The 14,524-nt window shown below is 31.3% G+C and carries 18 protein-coding genes; 13 read left to right on the top strand and 5 right to left on the bottom strand.

What is annotated here, in order from left to right:
• Positions 1-50: 50 nt before the first annotated feature.
• From rplM to tsf, 4 genes are all read left to right on the top strand, one after another.
• Positions 51-506, top strand: coding sequence for a 50S ribosomal protein L13 (gene rplM, locus WHA43_RS09720; protein WP_105046860.1), 456 nt, complete (start codon positions 51-53; stop codon positions 504-506).
• On the top strand, positions 506-892 hold the full coding sequence (gene rpsI / locus WHA43_RS09715; protein WP_105046859.1) for a 30S ribosomal protein S9: 387 nt from the start codon (positions 506-508) through the stop codon (positions 890-892). Before rplM ends, rpsI begins: the two co-directional genes overlap by 1 nt.
• A gap of 144 nt (positions 893-1,036) precedes the next feature.
• Positions 1,037-1,813, top strand: a complete 777-nt coding sequence (gene rpsB / locus WHA43_RS09710; protein ID WP_105046858.1) for a 30S ribosomal protein S2 — start codon at positions 1,037-1,039, stop codon at positions 1,811-1,813.
• A 29-nt stretch (positions 1,814-1,842) separates the two neighbouring features.
• The gene (tsf, locus tag WHA43_RS09705; protein ID WP_105046857.1) at positions 1,843-2,814 is read left to right on the top strand and encodes a translation elongation factor Ts; all 972 of its coding nucleotides are present in this window, start codon (positions 1,843-1,845) and stop codon (positions 2,812-2,814) included.
• 50 nt (positions 2,815-2,864) lie between these two features.
• Here the strand turns inward: tsf and aat are convergent, their stop codons facing one another.
• A complete protein-coding gene (gene aat, locus WHA43_RS09700) occupies positions 2,865-3,497 on the bottom strand; it encodes a leucyl/phenylalanyl-tRNA--protein transferase (protein WP_105046856.1) in 633 nt (210 codons plus the stop codon).
• 287 nt (positions 3,498-3,784) lie between these two features.
• On the opposite strand from aat, the gene WHA43_RS09695 reads away from it, so the two are divergent.
• The gene (locus tag WHA43_RS09695; protein WP_317197477.1) at positions 3,785-4,273 is read left to right on the top strand and encodes a YqaA family protein; all 489 of its coding nucleotides are present in this window, start codon (positions 3,785-3,787) and stop codon (positions 4,271-4,273) included.
• A gap of 20 nt (positions 4,274-4,293) precedes the next feature.
• Positions 4,294-4,536, top strand: coding sequence for a DUF1456 family protein (locus WHA43_RS09690; RefSeq protein ID WP_105046854.1), 243 nt, complete (start codon positions 4,294-4,296; stop codon positions 4,534-4,536).
• Between the two features lie 84 nt (positions 4,537-4,620).
• Here the strand turns inward: WHA43_RS09690 and WHA43_RS09685 are convergent, their stop codons facing one another.
• A complete protein-coding gene (locus WHA43_RS09685) occupies positions 4,621-4,992 on the bottom strand; it encodes a DUF3127 domain-containing protein (RefSeq protein WP_105047366.1) in 372 nt (123 codons plus the stop codon).
• 8 nt (positions 4,993-5,000) lie between these two features.
• Complete coding sequence (locus tag WHA43_RS09680; RefSeq protein ID WP_105046853.1) at positions 5,001-5,861, bottom strand: flavin reductase family protein; 861 nt, start codon at positions 5,859-5,861, stop codon at positions 5,001-5,003.
• 76 nt (positions 5,862-5,937) lie between these two features.
• Between WHA43_RS09680 and WHA43_RS09675 the strand changes: the two genes are divergently transcribed.
• The gene (locus WHA43_RS09675) at positions 5,938-7,089 is read left to right on the top strand and encodes a sensor histidine kinase (protein WP_105047365.1); all 1,152 of its coding nucleotides are present in this window, start codon (positions 5,938-5,940) and stop codon (positions 7,087-7,089) included.
• On the opposite strand, the gene WHA43_RS09670 is transcribed toward WHA43_RS09675, so the two are convergent.
• Together WHA43_RS09670 and greA are read right to left on the bottom strand one after the other, a co-directional pair.
• Positions 7,072-7,461: an HIT family protein gene (locus WHA43_RS09670; protein WP_105046852.1), complete on the bottom strand. Its 390-nt coding sequence runs from the start codon at positions 7,459-7,461 to the stop codon at positions 7,072-7,074. The two genes, WHA43_RS09675 and WHA43_RS09670, sit on opposite strands and share 18 nt — an antisense overlap.
• Before the next feature lie 65 nt (positions 7,462-7,526).
• Positions 7,527-8,000, bottom strand: a complete 474-nt coding sequence (gene greA, locus WHA43_RS09665) for a transcription elongation factor GreA (RefSeq protein ID WP_105046851.1) — start codon at positions 7,998-8,000, stop codon at positions 7,527-7,529.
• Between the two features lie 108 nt (positions 8,001-8,108).
• On the opposite strand from greA, the gene WHA43_RS09660 reads away from it, so the two are divergent.
• From WHA43_RS09660 to WHA43_RS09635, 6 genes are read left to right on the top strand one after another with little or no spacing between them, the layout of a single operon-like run.
• Complete coding sequence (locus WHA43_RS09660) at positions 8,109-8,528, top strand: phosphoribosylaminoimidazole carboxylase (RefSeq protein ID WP_105046850.1); 420 nt, start codon at positions 8,109-8,111, stop codon at positions 8,526-8,528.
• Positions 8,529-8,578: 50 nt separating this feature from the next.
• Positions 8,579-9,736: a 5-(carboxyamino)imidazole ribonucleotide synthase gene (locus tag WHA43_RS09655; RefSeq protein WP_105046849.1), complete on the top strand. Its 1,158-nt coding sequence runs from the start codon at positions 8,579-8,581 to the stop codon at positions 9,734-9,736.
• A complete protein-coding gene (gene rhuM / locus WHA43_RS09650) occupies positions 9,733-10,674 on the top strand; it encodes a virulence protein RhuM/Fic/DOC family protein (RefSeq protein WP_105046848.1) in 942 nt (313 codons plus the stop codon). Before WHA43_RS09655 ends, rhuM begins: the two co-directional genes overlap by 4 nt.
• Positions 10,675-10,677: 3 nt before the next feature.
• Positions 10,678-11,160: a 5-(carboxyamino)imidazole ribonucleotide mutase gene (gene purE, locus WHA43_RS09645; protein WP_105046847.1), complete on the top strand. Its 483-nt coding sequence runs from the start codon at positions 10,678-10,680 to the stop codon at positions 11,158-11,160.
• 50 nt (positions 11,161-11,210) lie between these two features.
• The gene (locus WHA43_RS09640; RefSeq protein WP_105046846.1) at positions 11,211-13,235 is read left to right on the top strand and encodes a M3 family metallopeptidase; all 2,025 of its coding nucleotides are present in this window, start codon (positions 11,211-11,213) and stop codon (positions 13,233-13,235) included.
• A gap of 55 nt (positions 13,236-13,290) precedes the next feature.
• Complete coding sequence (locus WHA43_RS09635) at positions 13,291-14,505, top strand: carboxypeptidase-like regulatory domain-containing protein (protein WP_105046845.1); 1,215 nt, start codon at positions 13,291-13,293, stop codon at positions 14,503-14,505.
• Positions 14,506-14,524 lie beyond the last annotated feature (19 nt).

The raw sequence follows: 14,524 nt of genomic DNA, 5'->3' as shown, positions 1-14,524 counted from the left end.
TTTCAAGGAAAATAAATATTATTAATTGAACAAAAACTAAAAGTGTAATTATGAACACATTAAGTTACAAAACAGTATCAGCAAACAGCGCTACCGTTAATAAGGAGTGGGTTTTGGTTGATGCGGACGGTCAATCGTTGGGTCGTCTTGCTTCTAAAGTAGCAAAGCTAATTAGAGGTAAATATAAGCCAAATTATACTCCTCACGTAGATTGTGGAGACAATGTGGTGGTTATCAACGCAGAAAAAATTAATTTAACAGGTAAAAAGTGGGCTGATAAAACCTACATTCACCACACTGGTTATCCTGGAGGACAAAGATCGTTAACTGCAACAGAAATGTTTGACAAAGATCCATCAAGATTGATTGAAAAAGCAGTAAAAGGGATGTTACCAAAAAACAAATTAGGTGCAGCTTTGTACAGAAACTTGTATGTATATGCAGGAACTGAGCACAAACAAGCAGGTCAAACACCTAGAGCTATTAACCTTAACGATTACAAATAATGGAAACTGTACACAAGATAGGTAGAAGAAAAACAGCTGTAGCGCGTGTTTATCTTTCAGAGGGTGATGGTACAATTACCATCAATAAAAGAGAATTTAAAAATTATTTTACAACAGCTTCTTTACAATATAAAGTACAACAGCCTTTAATGCTTACTGAAAATGTAACTTCTTACAATATCAAAGTAAGTGTTTATGGTGGTGGAGTTACTGGTCAAGCTGAAGCAATTCGCTTGGCAATTACAAGAGCTTTAGTAGCAATTAATGTTGAAAACAAAGCAGTTTTAAAACCAGAAGGCTTATTAACTCGAGATCCAAGAATGGTAGAGCGTAAGAAATTTGGTCAGAAAAAAGCTCGTAAAAGATTCCAGTTCTCTAAACGTTAATTATTTGCTGAGCTTGTTTCAGCATCTTTTTAAGTTTATGAGACTGTTATCAAAAAATAACAGTTTAGTATCTAAATATATAAGACTCGAAAAGACTACTTATATATTGATTTAAAAAAACAGAAAGTAAACACATTTATAAAAATGGCAAAAGTAAACATTCAAGAATTATTAGATAGTGGTGTACATTTTGGACACCTTACTAGAAAATGGAACCCAAACATGGCTCCATACATTTATACAGAAAGAAATGGTGTACACATCATAGATTTGTATAAAACGGCTGCTAAAATAGAAGAAACTTCAGAAGCTTTGAAAAAAATTGCAAACTCTGGACGTAAAGTTTTATTCGTAGCTACTAAAAAACAAGCAAAAGACGTTGTTGCTGAAAAAGCAAAAGCAGTTGGCATGCCTTACATCACTGAAAGATGGCCAGGTGGAATGTTAACTAATTTTGTAACTATCAGAAAAGCTGTTAAAAAAATGGCTTCTATTGATAGAATGAAAACAGACGGATCTTTTGATGCTTTGTCTAAAAGAGAAAAATTACAAATCAACCGTCAAAGAGAAAAATTAGAAAAAAACTTAGGTTCTATTGCTGATATGACTCGTTTGCCAGGTGCAATTTTTGTAGTTGATATCAAAAAAGAACACATCGCAGTTGCAGAAGCTCAAAATTTAAATATTCCAATTTTTGCAATGGTTGATACAAACTCTGACCCTAGATTGGTTGATTTTGTAATTCCATCTAACGACGATGCTTCTAAATCTATTGACAAAGTATTAACATACATCACTGATGCAATTGCAGAAGGTTTATCAGAAAGAAAAGCTGATAAAAATAAAGCAAATGATGATCAAGAAGAAGAAATTGAAGAAGTTGTAACTAGAAAAGTTATTGAAATTTCTGACGAAGACTAAATATAATTTAATTCTAAAAAAAACATAACATGGAAACAGTAAATGTAAGTGCTGCTGATGTTAAAAATTTAAGAGAAGCTACTGGAGCTGGAATGATGGACTGTAAAAAGGCATTAGTAGAAGCTGGTGGTGACTTCGACAAAGCAATTGATATTTTACGTAAAAAAGGTCAAAAAATTGCTGCAAACAGAGCAGATAGAGAATCTACTGAAGGTGTTGCAGTAACTAAAATCAACGATGATAAAACTGTAGGTGTTGCAATCGTATTGGCTTGTGAAACTGATTTTGTTGGAAAAAACGACAAATTCGTAGCATTGGCTGAAGAATTTGCTGCAATCGCAATCAATCATGATAGCAAAGAATCTTTCTTAGCTGCTGATTTTGGCGGAATTACAGTTGCTGATAAATTAGTTGAACAAACTGGAGTTATTGGTGAAAAATTAGACATCACTGCTTTCGAAAAAATTGAAGCTGCTTATGTAGGTGCTTATACACACATTGGAAAAATTGCTGCTTTGGTTGGATTGTCTGCTCCTGTAAAAAATGCTGAAATTTTAGCGAAAGATGTAGCAATGCAAGTTGCTTCTATGGGCGCTAAAACTTTGTCTTACAAAGACTTTGATCCTGCATTCGTTGCTGCTGAAACAGAAGCTAGAATCGCTGTTATCGAAAAAGATAATATCGAATTGGCTAGATTGGGTAAAACATTGAAAAATGTTCCTAAATACATTTCAATGGCCCAATTGACTCCTGAAATTTTAGCTCAAGCTGAAGCTGATGCAAAAGCTGAGTTAGCTGCTGAAGGAAAACCAGAGAAAATTTGGGATAAAATTTTACCAGGTAAATTAGAGCGTTTTATCTCTGACAACACAACGTTAGATTTAGAATTGTGTTTATTAGACCAAGCATTTATTAAAGATGATAAGAAAAATGTTGCTTCATATGTTAAAACTTATGGAGATGTTGAAGTAACAGGATTCAAAAGAGTAACTTTAGGATAATATTTCTATCCATAAATCATAAAAACCTCACTTGTATAAGTGAGGTTTTTTTATTGGAATTTTCTCAACAAATTTAAAAACTCACGATTTTCAATTTCTTTTGCACCTAAGCTCGCCAAATGATCATTATAAACTTGGCAATCTATCAATTGATAGTTCATCTTTGTCACCAGATAAATAAAAGCCAATTTCGAAGCATTAGTAACTTTACTGAACATACTTTCTCCACAGAATATATTGTTCATTTCAATACCATACAAACCGCCTACTAGAATATCATTTTCCCAAACTTCTATGGATTTTGCAACACCTTGTTTATGAAGGGCAATATAAGCTTGCTCCATCTCATCCGTAATCCAAGTTCCTAAGCCATCAACTCTTTTAATATTTTTACAATTGTAAATTACGTCTTCAAACACTTTATTTTCAGTAATTTGAAATTCATTTTTTTGAATAATTTTTCGCATTGATTTAGAAATTTTCAACTCATCTGGAAATAATACCATTCGCTTTTTTGGAAAATACCATACAATTGGATCCCCTTTAGAATACCATGGGAAAATTCCATTTTGATAGGCAAAAATCAATCGCTCAGAAGACAAATCTCCACCAAGCGCAATAATTCCATCTTTATTTGCAAATTCATAAGGAGGAAATTCAATTTTTTCTGTCAACCAAATCATAATATCAAAGGTATAAATTAATAAAATTTAAAAAACAACTCCATTAAATATTACGATAATTTAAAAAAGAGTTAATGTTTTAAAAACTTGTAAATCGAGCTAAAAATGTGAGTACTTTTGTAATCCTTTTTAAAATTGATTTTAATTCGTTTATGAAACCTCAAAAAAAGAAAAAAACAAACTCACACCGTGCAAAATTAATGCATCATTACTTTTCGAGGACAGGTTTTTATCTTTTTGTTTGGACGAGCTTAAAAAAAGCTTTCTTTCCAATATTAGGTGTTGTGATGCTTGTTTTTTTAGTCAATGAATATGTTTTCAACATCAATGAGGGTTTGCAACATATGACCGAAACTTTTTCGAGAATTGGCATTTTAATCTTCTTTTTTATTTCAGAAACGTTTTTGGGATTGATTCCTCCAGAAATTTTTATTGCCTGGACAAAAAAAACAGATGCGCCATTATTCAACCTATTTTTATTATCAACAGTATCTTATTTAGGTGGTTTACTATCTTATTTTTTAGGAAAATTGACACTAAAAATTGATTCTTTACGAGATTATTTAGAAGTAAAAATGGAAAAAAACCTAAAAAATTCCAGAAAATGGGGAGGTATTTTAATTTTGGTTGGAGCCTTATTGCCCTTACCATTTTCTATAGCTTGTATCACAGCAGGAATGATAAAATATCCTTTTAAAAATGTAGCCTTTTTTGGATTATTTCGTTTTGCTCGTTTTGCTATTTATGCTTGGGCAATTTTTCAGGTTGTTCACTAAAAAATTGTATTTTTGACACTATGGGATTATCAAATAACGATATTTTTAAAAAACTAAGAGTAGCACATAAATTGCGAGATTCTGATATTATAGACATTTGCGCTTTGGTCGATTTTAAAGTAACTAAAGGCGAAATTGGTGCTATTTTCAGAAATGAAGATCATCCAAAATATGTGGAATGTGGTGACCAATTTTTGCGTAATTTTTTGAATGGATTGATTATTCATTTACGAGGTCCAATGCCTGAAAAAGAGAAAAAATAAAAATTTTTAGAAATAATTTTACAATAAAAAAAAGAAATCACTATTGATTTCTCTTTTTTATATCTAATAATCTAACTTGTCTAATTAAAAAGGCAAATCATCTGGCTCTTCTTCAGTAAAATTAGTTGCTGCTTGAAATTGATCAACTGGAGGTAAATTTGAAGCATTTGGTGCAGATTGTGACAAACTTTCTATTCTCCAACCTGTAATTGAATTGAAATATTTTGCTTCACCTTGTGGATTGATCCATTCTCTACCACGTAAATTGATAGAAACTTTTACATCTTGACCAACTTTATAATTGTTCAATAAATCCACTTTATCTTGCAAAAATTCAATCATAATCATTTGTGGATATTGCTCATCAGTAGTTACTACCAATTCTCTTTTTCTAAATCCACTTGATCCAAACGTTTGTACTTCTCCAATCAATTTTACTTTTCCAATAACTTCCATGGTATGTTTTAGTTTAATAAAAGTACTTTCCAAGCACTTTCAATGTCATTATTTTTTAAATACTCTTTCGCAAAAATATGTTTTTTTGTGGTTTCTAACCCCATAAACTGAGGATGTTCTTTTCCAAAGTTATCAACAGTTTCTTTTGATGGCAATTCTGAGACATTTCCTAGCATTCCTAAATCATTTCCTGTCAAAATTTGGCTGTTTTTTATTTCTGATGGAATTTGGTCAATTCCAATTCCGAGTGAAGAAAGTGGCTTTGGAATTTCAAAAAAACCATCTTTGGCTCTTGAATAATAATTGCCTCCTGCTCTAGCAACCAAATCAATTTTATGTTGATCTATTTCGCCATTTTCGTCTAAAACATCCTCTGAAATATGCATTTTTACAACTTCACAAATGATTAAATTTCCTGCTCCACCTTCATTGCCTGTAAAAATTACATCTTTCACAACACATTCAAATTGAACTGGAGATTCTGCTACTCTAAATGGTTTTATTTCTTCGGATTTTAGCATGGTAAATCCTGCTTTTACAAACTCATTTACGCCTTTTGGATATTCAGTACTACTCAATGACATTTGTTGCACCATATCATAATTTACCACATTTATAACAACTTCTTTGGTTGCTAAAACATTATCTAAAGTATGTTTTGTAGTATTTCCTCTCACTCTTCTTGCAGGTGAAAAAATCAATGTTGGTGGATTGGAACCAAATACATTGAAAAAACTAAAAGGTGATAAATTCGGATTTCCTTCAACATCAATAGTACTTGCAAAAGCAATAGGTCTTGGCGCAATGGCACCTAATAAATACGAGTGAAATTGTCCTGTAGAAATTTCATTGGGAATAATGGTACGCATGAATATTTTTTTATGCCCTAAAGATACTATCAAATCTTTAAATGAGTTATATTCAAAAAACTTTATATTTGTTTTGATGAATATTTTCAACCAACCACTTTTATTTAAGCGGATTAGCATTGTTGTTTCGTTTGTGATTGTTTCCTTAATTTTATGGAATACCTACACTTTTTTTCAAAAATTCAAACAAGAAGAGCGTATTAAAATGGAGATTTTGGCAGAAGCTCAAAAAGAATTATCAACAGCTGATTTGAATTCGAATATTGCTTTATCAGACAAAATTATTACGACCAATAATAGCATTCCAATGATTTTGGTAGATGATAAAGACGAAATAATTTATGCCAATAATTTAGATTCTATAAAGTCTCTAAATCCTGAGTATTTACAAGAACAATTGGCAATTATGAAAAAAGAAAACAAGCCAATTGAAATTAGTTATGACGGAAAAAATAAGCAATATATTTACTATCGAGATTCCGATTTACTGAAAAAACTAACGTACTATCCTTTAGCATTAATCTTAATTTTGGTGTTGTTTTTATCTGTAATTTATCTTTTTTACAGTTCCAATAAAGCTGCAGAAACCAATAAATTATGGACTGGAATGGCAAAAGAAACAGCACATCAAATTGGTACGCCATTGTCATCTTTATTAGGTTGGATTGCCATTTTAAAAGCCGAAAAAGTGGATGAAACCTATATTGATGAAATTGAAAAAGACGTTCATAGATTGAATACAATTGCGAATCGTTTTTCAAAAATTGGTTCAATTCCCGAATTGAAAAAAAGAGATGTCGTTTTGATCACTAAACAAGCGTTTGATTATTTAAAATTTAGGAGTTCTACTCAAATTTCCTTTTCATTTACTTCATCAGACAAAGAAATTCAAACACTTATCAATGAAGAACTTTTTGGTTGGGTGATTGAAAATATCATCAAAAATGCCATTGATGCCATGCTTGGGAAAGGTGAAGTTTCCTTAAAAATTGAAAGTTCAGAAAAAAAAGTTCGGATTTTAATTTCAGATACTGGAAAAGGAATGCCCAAAAAATTATTCAAACAGATTTTTAAACCCGGTTATACCACTAAAAAAAGAGGTTGGGGTTTAGGTTTATCTCTTTCTAAAAGAATTGTAGAAGATTATCACAAAGGCAAAATTTTTGTACAAAAATCAGAAATTGGAAAAGGAACTACTTTTGAAATTATTTTAGATAAAATTTCCTGAAATTCGTTTCGCTAAATCTTCAAACTCTTCTTTTGATAAACTAATTTTTCGTTGAAATTGCATATCTGCCATTTCATTAATTGGAATCAAATGAACATGAACGTGAGGCACTTCCAAACCAATAACAGTCATTCCAATTCTTTTACATGGAACTGTTTTTTCCAGTGCTTTTGCAACTCTATAAGAGAAATCCATCAAAGAACTGTATTCCTCTTTTGACAAATCAAACAGTTTGTTTTCCCCTTTTTTTGGAACCACCAAAGCATGTCCAACAGCATTTGGATTGATATCTAAAAAAGAAATAAAATCAGTATTTTCAGCAATTTTATAACACGGAATTTCACCATTGATAATTTTTGTAAATATGCTCATGTATTTAGACTGACGTTTGACGAGTGATTTTTAATAAATTTTGAACCTAAAATTTTGAACTCTTGTTACCTTGAAATCTCTAAAATTTCAAATTTCATAATGCCATTTGGTACTTTAATTTCGGCAATTTCTCCTACTTCTTTTCCTAACAATCCTTGACCAATTGGCGATTTTACAGAAAGTTTTCCATTACGAACATCTGTTTCAGAATCTGCAACAAGTGTATATGTAAACTCCATTTTATTGGCAATATTTTTAATTTTCACTTTAGAGTGAATCAATATTTTTGAAGTATCTAATTGACTTTCATCTAAAATGCGTGCATTCGAAATTACGTTTTTCAATTTCGCAATTTTTGTTTCTAAATGTGATTGTTCTTCTTTTGCGGCATGATATTCCGCATTTTCACTCAAATCCCCTTTATCTCTTGCATCTGCAATTTCTTGGGTAACTCTTGGACGCTCTACTTGCTCTAAATGAAGCAATTCATCTTTCAATTTCTTTAATCCTTCTGGCGAATAATAAGATATGTTACTCATAGTTTCTAAAATTTAAAAATCTCATTGCCTTGAAAGGAATGAGATTGTGAAACAAATATACAAAATATTTGTAACTTGGCATCGTTTTGTAACTACAGTCTTTAAAAGATGATTCGAAAACTAACTTTTATATTTGGGTTTTGTTTATTTGTAAATTGCTCAGATACAGCAAATTTGCAAAACTGTATTCGAACTTTACCATTAAATATTTTAAGAGATTTAAACAATCCTGAACTCATTAATGTGCAAACTCCAGGTGGTTTTGCAGAAATTGTAGGAGGAAATAAAGGGATTTTAATTTTTAATAAAAACGGAACTGAGTTTGTTGCTTTTGATAAATTATGTCCTGCAAACGATTGCAATCAACCCATGATTTTTGAAAATCGAATTCTGAAATGTTCTTGTGATAACAGCAGATATAGTGTTGATTTTGGGGGCGCACCTCAAACAAATGGATTTGAATGTCCTGCCATAGAATATCGCGTTGTAAAAAATGGCACCACGCTTCAAATCAGTAGTTTTAACTAGTTTCTTAACAGCAAGATGTTTATTTTTGCGGAAACAAAATAGGTTATCCATTGAAAAATTATTTCTCATCCAACTTTACTTTAGGCGTTTTAGGAGGTGGACAATTGGGAAGAATGTTACTTTCTGAGACTCAAAAATTTGATATTTACACCGCTATTTTAGACAATGATAAAAATGCGCCTTGTAGCGAAATTTGCAATCGATTTGAAGTTGGTAATTTATTGGATTATGAGGCTGTTTACAACTTCGGAAAAACAGTTGATTTGTTAACCATCGAAATTGAAAATGTAAATATTGATGCTTTAGAGCAGCTTGAAAAAGAAGGATTGCCTATTTTTCCAAAGCCGCAAAATCTTAGAATCATTCAAAGTAAAGCACGCCAAAAACATTTTTATATTGATCATCAAATTCCAACAGCACCATTTTCACATTTTGCCTATTTAGAAGAATTGAAACACGCCATTGAAAATTCAGCTCTTCAATTTCCATTTGTTTGGAAAGCTGCACGCTTTGGCTATGATGGAAATGGCGTAAAAATCGTTCGGAATTTTTCTGACCTAGAGAATTTACCTAATGTAGAATGCATCACAGAAAAACTAATTCCTTTTAAAAACGAATTGGCGGTTATTGTTGCCAGAAATTTAAACGGAGAAATGAAAACCTATCCTGTCGTGGAAATGGAATTTCATCCTGAAGCAAACCAGGTAGAATATGTTATTTGTCCTGCAAGAATTGATGAAAAAGTGGCTCAAAAAGCACAAGAAATCGCTTTAAAAGTAGTTCATTCTTTAGATTTTGTAGGCTTATTAGCGGTTGAAATGTTTCAAACTATTGATGATGAAATTTTGGTAAATGAAGTAGCCCCAAGGCCACACAATTCGGGTCACTATTCTATTGAAGCGAGTTATACCAATCAATTTGAACAACATTTGCGCTCCATTTTAAATCTTCCCTTAGGAAATACTGAAAGTAAAGTAGCAGGAATAATGGTGAATTTGGTTGGCGAAGAGGGATTTTCGGGCAATGTTTTTTATGAAAATATTGAAGAAATGTTGCGAATTGACGGAGTAACTCCTCATATTTATGGTAAAAAAGAAACACGTCCTTTTCGTAAAATGGGTCATGTAACTATCGTTAACAAAGACATTGATAAAGCTAGAGAAATTGCGCAAAAGGTGAAAGAAACGATTAGAGTGATTTCGAAATGAATAAAATAATTTCATTTAAATCTGCCCAAAATGAAAATAATTTTGAAGTCTTATTAGATGAAGGAAAACAAACTTTTTGGGCAACAGAACAACAAATTGCTTCTCTATTTAATAGAGACAGAACTGTAATTTCAAAGCATTTAAAAAATATTTTTAAAGAGCAAGAACTTATTCAAGATTCAGTATGTGCAAAATTTGCACATACTGCAAATGATGGAAAAACTTATGAGGTAAGTCATTATAATTTAGATGTTATTATTTCTGTTGGTTATAGAGTAAAATCTAAAATTGCAACAGAATTCAGAATTTGGGCAACAAATATTATAAAAGAACATCTTACAAAAGGATATTCAATCAATGAAAAGCGTTTAGAACAGCTTCAACAAACTATTCAACTTGTAAAAAGAACATCAAAACTTACAAGCGATACTGAAGGTTTACTTGATATTTTAGCTGATTATTCTAACGCTCTTGATATTTTAGATAAATTTGACCATCAAACATTGTCAAAAAATAATGTTAACAATGTTATTTCATATAAAATTGAATACAAAGAAGCAAAAGATGCCATTGAAAAATTAAAAGTAAAATTTGGAGGTTCTGATTTATTTGGAAACGAAAAAGATCAATCATTCAAAAGTTCCATTGCAACTATTGATCAAACTTTTGATGGTAAAGAATTGTATCCAAGTATCGAGGAAAAAGCTGCAAATCTATTGTATTTTGTAGTGAAAAATCACTCTTTTAGTGATGGAAATAAACGAATTGCAGCTTGGTTATTTGTTTGGTATTTAGATAAAAACAACTATCTATATAAAAAAGATCAATCAAAAAGAATAGAAAATAATACTTTAGTTGCATTAACTTTACTAATTGCAGAAAGCAATCCTGCTGAAAAAGAAATGATGATAAACGTAATTATCAACCTAATAAATTAACAAATGATAGGAATAATAATGGGAAGTGATTCTGATCTTCCAGTAATGCAAGAAACCATTGATATTTTAGAAAGTTTTGATATTCAAATTGAAGTAGATATTGTTTCTGCTCACAGAACTCCTGAAAAACTATTTGATTACGCAAAAAATGCACATTTACGTGGCATCAAAGTAATTATTGCTGGTGCAGGAGGTGCTGCTCATTTACCAGGAATGGTGGCAAGTATGAGCCCTTTGCCTGTTATTGGAGTTCCTGTAAAAAGTAGCAATTCTATTGATGGATGGGATTCTGTTTTGTCAATTTTGCAAATGCCTGGAGGTGTTCCTGTAGCAACTGTTGCTTTGAATGGCGCGAAAAATGCGGGAATTTTAGCCGCACAAATTATTGGAGCTTCAGACAAATGTGTCTTGGATAAAGTCATCGCTTACAAAGAAGGATTGAAAATAAAAGTAGAACAAGCCTCAAATAAGGTTCGAAATTCATAGTTCAATATTCAAAATCTTGAACCAAAAACTTTAAACTTTGAACTAAAAACATGAATCCACTTTTACAAGATTTTAATACTGCGCCATTTTCAAAAATAGAATCGCATCATTATCAACCAGCAATTGAAAATGCGATTGAATTGGCAAAAGCCGAAATTGATGCTATTGTCTCAAATTCTGAAAAACCAACTTTTGAAAACACCACAGTTGCTCTTGATTTTGCTGGCGAAAAACTAAACAGAATTACCAGTATTTTTTTCAATTTGAATGCCGCAGAAACCAATGACGAAATTCAAAAAATAGCCCAAAAAGTTTCGCCATTATTGAGTGAATTCAGAAATGATATCACTTTAAATGAAGGATTATTTACCAGAGTAAAAGCGGTTTTTGAATCAAAAGATAGTTTGCAATTATCACCAGAGCAAACCATGTTGTTAGAAAAACAATACAAAGGTTTTGCAAGAAATGGCGCGAATTTATCCGAAGAAAATAAAATCAAATTACGAAAAATAGACGCTGAATTGTCTAAACTCTCATTGCAATTTGGAGAAAATGTGTTGGCAGAAACCAATGCTTTTGAAATGCACATATTAGATGAAAAAGAGTTGGCTGGTTTGCCAGAATCTGCCAAAGAAGCTGCTCAAGAAATCGCAAAAGAAAAAGGCAAAGAAGGGTTCGTTTTTACCCTAGATTTTCCAAGTTATATTCCATTTGTAACCTATGTTGAAAACAGAGAATTGCGTAAAAAAATGGCAATTGCTGCTGGCAAAAAAGGGTTTCAAAACAACGAATTCAACAATGAAAATATCGTTTTAAACATTGTAAAATTACGTCATGAACGCGCCAATTTATTGGGATATAAAAGTCATGCGCATTTTGTGTTGGAAGAACGAATGGCTGAAACTCCTGAAAAAGTAATGGAGTTTTCCAATGAATTGCTTCAAAAAGCAAAACCTGCAGCTTTGCGTGAATTCAATAATTTAGCACAATTTGCTAAAAAATTAGACGGAATTGAGCAACTCGAAAAATGGGATGGTGCCTATTATGCTGAAAAATTGAAAAAAGAATTGTTTGATTTAGATCAAGAACAATTGAAACCTTATTTTCAATTAGAAAATGTGATTGAAGGTGTTTTTACCATCGCAGAGAAATTATACGACTTGCAATTTATAGAGGTTTTCAACATCGACAAATACCATCAAGATGTAAAAACTTACGAGGTTTTTGATACACAAAACAATTTTATTTCCATTTTTTATGCAGATTTTCATCCACGAAAAGGCAAAAGAAATGGCGCTTGGATGACTTCTTACAAATCGCAATTCATTCAAAATCAAATAAATGAGCGTCCACATGTTTCTATTGTGTGCAATTTTACCAAACCAACTGCTACAAAGCCATCTTTATTAACATTCAATGAAGTAACCACGTTGTTTCATGAATTTGGACACGCTTTGCACGGAATGTTAGCCAACACAACCTACACAAGTTTATCTGGAACATCCGTTTCTTGGGATTTTGTAGAATTGCCAAGTCAGATTTTTGAAAACTGGTGTTACGAACCTGAAGCTTTGGCTTTGTTCGCAAAACATTACAAAACTGGCGAAACAATTCCGATGAAATACATCGAAAAAATTAAAGAATCAGCCAGTTTTCATGAAGGCATGCAAACCTTGCGTCAATTGAGTTTTGGTATTTTAGATATGAAATGGCACAGTGAAAATCCATCAGAAATTACATCAATCAAAGATTTTGAATTGGCAGCTTTTAAAGACACAAAATTGTATCCTGATGTTGCTGAAAATTGCATGAGTACATCTTTTTCACATATTTTTCAAGGAGGATATTCAGCAGGATACTACTCATACAAATGGGCAGAAGTGTTAGATGCAGATGCGTTTGAATACTTTTTGGAAAAAGGAATTTTTAATAAAGAAGTGGCAACTAAGTTCAAAGAAAACATCCTTTCCAAAGGAGGAACACAAAAACCCATGGAATTATACAAACGTTTTCGAGGCAAAGAACCAAAACCTGATGCTTTGCTAAAACGTGCTGGGTTACTTAAAAATCATTAACACTAATTAACAAACTTTTTTCTTAAATCGGTTTTTCATTTTCTATTTTTAGACAATGAAAAAACGGTTCTTTTTTATTTTACTTTTAATTCAGTTTTCAGTATTTGCACAAATTACTATTAGTGGAATTGTTGCTGATAAAAATGGCCCTTTAGAGGGAGCAGCTGTATATTTTAATAATACCATGCTTGGCACAACTACTGATGTTCAGGGAAAATTTTCAATAAAAGTTAGAGAAGGTATTTATGATTTGGTGGTATCATATTTAGGTTATAAGAAAATTATCTATTCTTTAAACACTTCAAATTATAAAAAATCCTTAGTTTTTAAATTAGAAGAAGAACAAAATACGTTAGATGAAGTCATCATTTCTAAAACGGTTTACAATGACGAATGGAAATACAATCTAGAAGTTTTCAAGAGAGAATTTATTGGTAGAACTGAAATCGCAGCAGGGTGTAAGATGTTAAATCCTGAAGTTTTGCTCTTTAATTTTGATGCCAAAAACAATGTTTTAACCGCAATCGCAAAAAAACCTTTAGAAATAAAACATGAAAGTTTGGGATATAAAATTATTTATGAATTAGAGGATTTTACAATCAATAAAAATATGGTTTCATATCTTGGATATTCAAGGTATGAAAATTTAAAAGGTTCTAAAAGAAAACAACTTCAATGGACAAAAAATAGATTAACTGCCTATAATGGATCTTACACACATTTTTATCAAACATTATTGAAAAATACAACGTATCAAGAAGGTTTTATTATTCATCAATTTAGAAGAGTTCCAAACCCACAAAGACCAAGTGAAGAAGCCATTAAAAAAGCACGAGAATTTGTTAAACTTTCTAAAAATCCAATTGATTTTTCAAAAAAAATAGAAGACCCAAAAACAACTTTAGACTCATCAATCGTGATTTTAAGAAAGGTGAATTTACCAAAATCAATTGATTATTTATACAAATCTAGTATTCCTTCAGACTCAATTATATCTGTAAAAAACGGTGTTATATCCCTAGATTTTGAAAATAATTTGAGCATTGTTTATACCAAAGAAATTGAAGAAAAAGGTTATATTCTTAGAAATCCCTTTAGTAAAATGAGAGCACCTTTAGCACAAACATCCTCAATAATTCCCATTAAAATTCCAACAATTTTAGATAAAAATGGATTTATGACAAACCCATTAGATGTTTTTTACGAAGGATATTGGTCTTACGAAAAGTTTGGAAATTCTTTGCCAATGGATTATGATCCTTTGGAATAACTCTATTTTCAACTTTAAA

The organism is Polaribacter gangjinensis (assembly GCF_038024125.1).
GTDB classification, from domain to species: Bacteria; Bacteroidota; Bacteroidia; order Flavobacteriales; family Flavobacteriaceae; genus Polaribacter; species Polaribacter gangjinensis.
The sequence above is the reverse complement of the archived record's forward strand: the minus strand, read 5'-3'. Positions and strand labels throughout refer to the sequence as shown.

What these genes read in the sequence shown, in the direction of transcription:
- WHA43_RS09660 (WP_105046850.1), top strand. Translation starts at nt 8,109, where the DNA reads ATGATTCGAAAACTAACTTTTATATTTGGGTTTTGTTTATTTGTAAAT.
- rplM (WP_105046860.1), top strand. Translation starts at nt 51, where the DNA reads ATGAACACATTAAGTTACAAAACAGTATCAGCAAACAGCGCTACCGTT.
- WHA43_RS09675 (WP_105047365.1), top strand. Translation starts at nt 5,938, where the DNA reads ATGAATATTTTCAACCAACCACTTTTATTTAAGCGGATTAGCATTGTT.
- WHA43_RS09640 (WP_105046846.1), top strand. Translation starts at nt 11,211, where the DNA reads ATGAATCCACTTTTACAAGATTTTAATACTGCGCCATTTTCAAAAATA.
- WHA43_RS09670 (WP_105046852.1), bottom strand. Translation starts at nt 7,461, where the DNA reads ATGAGCATATTTACAAAAATTATCAATGGTGAAATTCCGTGTTATAAA.
- aat (WP_105046856.1), bottom strand. Translation starts at nt 3,497, where the DNA reads ATGATTTGGTTGACAGAAAAAATTGAATTTCCTCCTTATGAATTTGCA.
- WHA43_RS09695 (WP_317197477.1), top strand. Translation starts at nt 3,785, where the DNA reads ATGCTTGTTTTTTTAGTCAATGAATATGTTTTCAACATCAATGAGGGT.
- rpsI (WP_105046859.1), top strand. Translation starts at nt 506, where the DNA reads ATGGAAACTGTACACAAGATAGGTAGAAGAAAAACAGCTGTAGCGCGT.
- rhuM (WP_105046848.1), top strand. Translation starts at nt 9,733, where the DNA reads ATGAATAAAATAATTTCATTTAAATCTGCCCAAAATGAAAATAATTTT.
- WHA43_RS09635 (WP_105046845.1), top strand. Translation starts at nt 13,291, where the DNA reads ATGAAAAAACGGTTCTTTTTTATTTTACTTTTAATTCAGTTTTCAGTA.
- WHA43_RS09680 (WP_105046853.1), bottom strand. Translation starts at nt 5,861, where the DNA reads ATGCGTACCATTATTCCCAATGAAATTTCTACAGGACAATTTCACTCG.
- rpsB (WP_105046858.1), top strand. Translation starts at nt 1,037, where the DNA reads ATGGCAAAAGTAAACATTCAAGAATTATTAGATAGTGGTGTACATTTT.
- tsf (WP_105046857.1), top strand. Translation starts at nt 1,843, where the DNA reads ATGGAAACAGTAAATGTAAGTGCTGCTGATGTTAAAAATTTAAGAGAA.
- greA (WP_105046851.1), bottom strand. Translation starts at nt 8,000, where the DNA reads ATGAGTAACATATCTTATTATTCGCCAGAAGGATTAAAGAAATTGAAA.
- WHA43_RS09690 (WP_105046854.1), top strand. Translation starts at nt 4,294, where the DNA reads ATGGGATTATCAAATAACGATATTTTTAAAAAACTAAGAGTAGCACAT.
- WHA43_RS09685 (WP_105047366.1), bottom strand. Translation starts at nt 4,992, where the DNA reads ATGGAAGTTATTGGAAAAGTAAAATTGATTGGAGAAGTACAAACGTTT.
- purE (WP_105046847.1), top strand. Translation starts at nt 10,678, where the DNA reads ATGATAGGAATAATAATGGGAAGTGATTCTGATCTTCCAGTAATGCAA.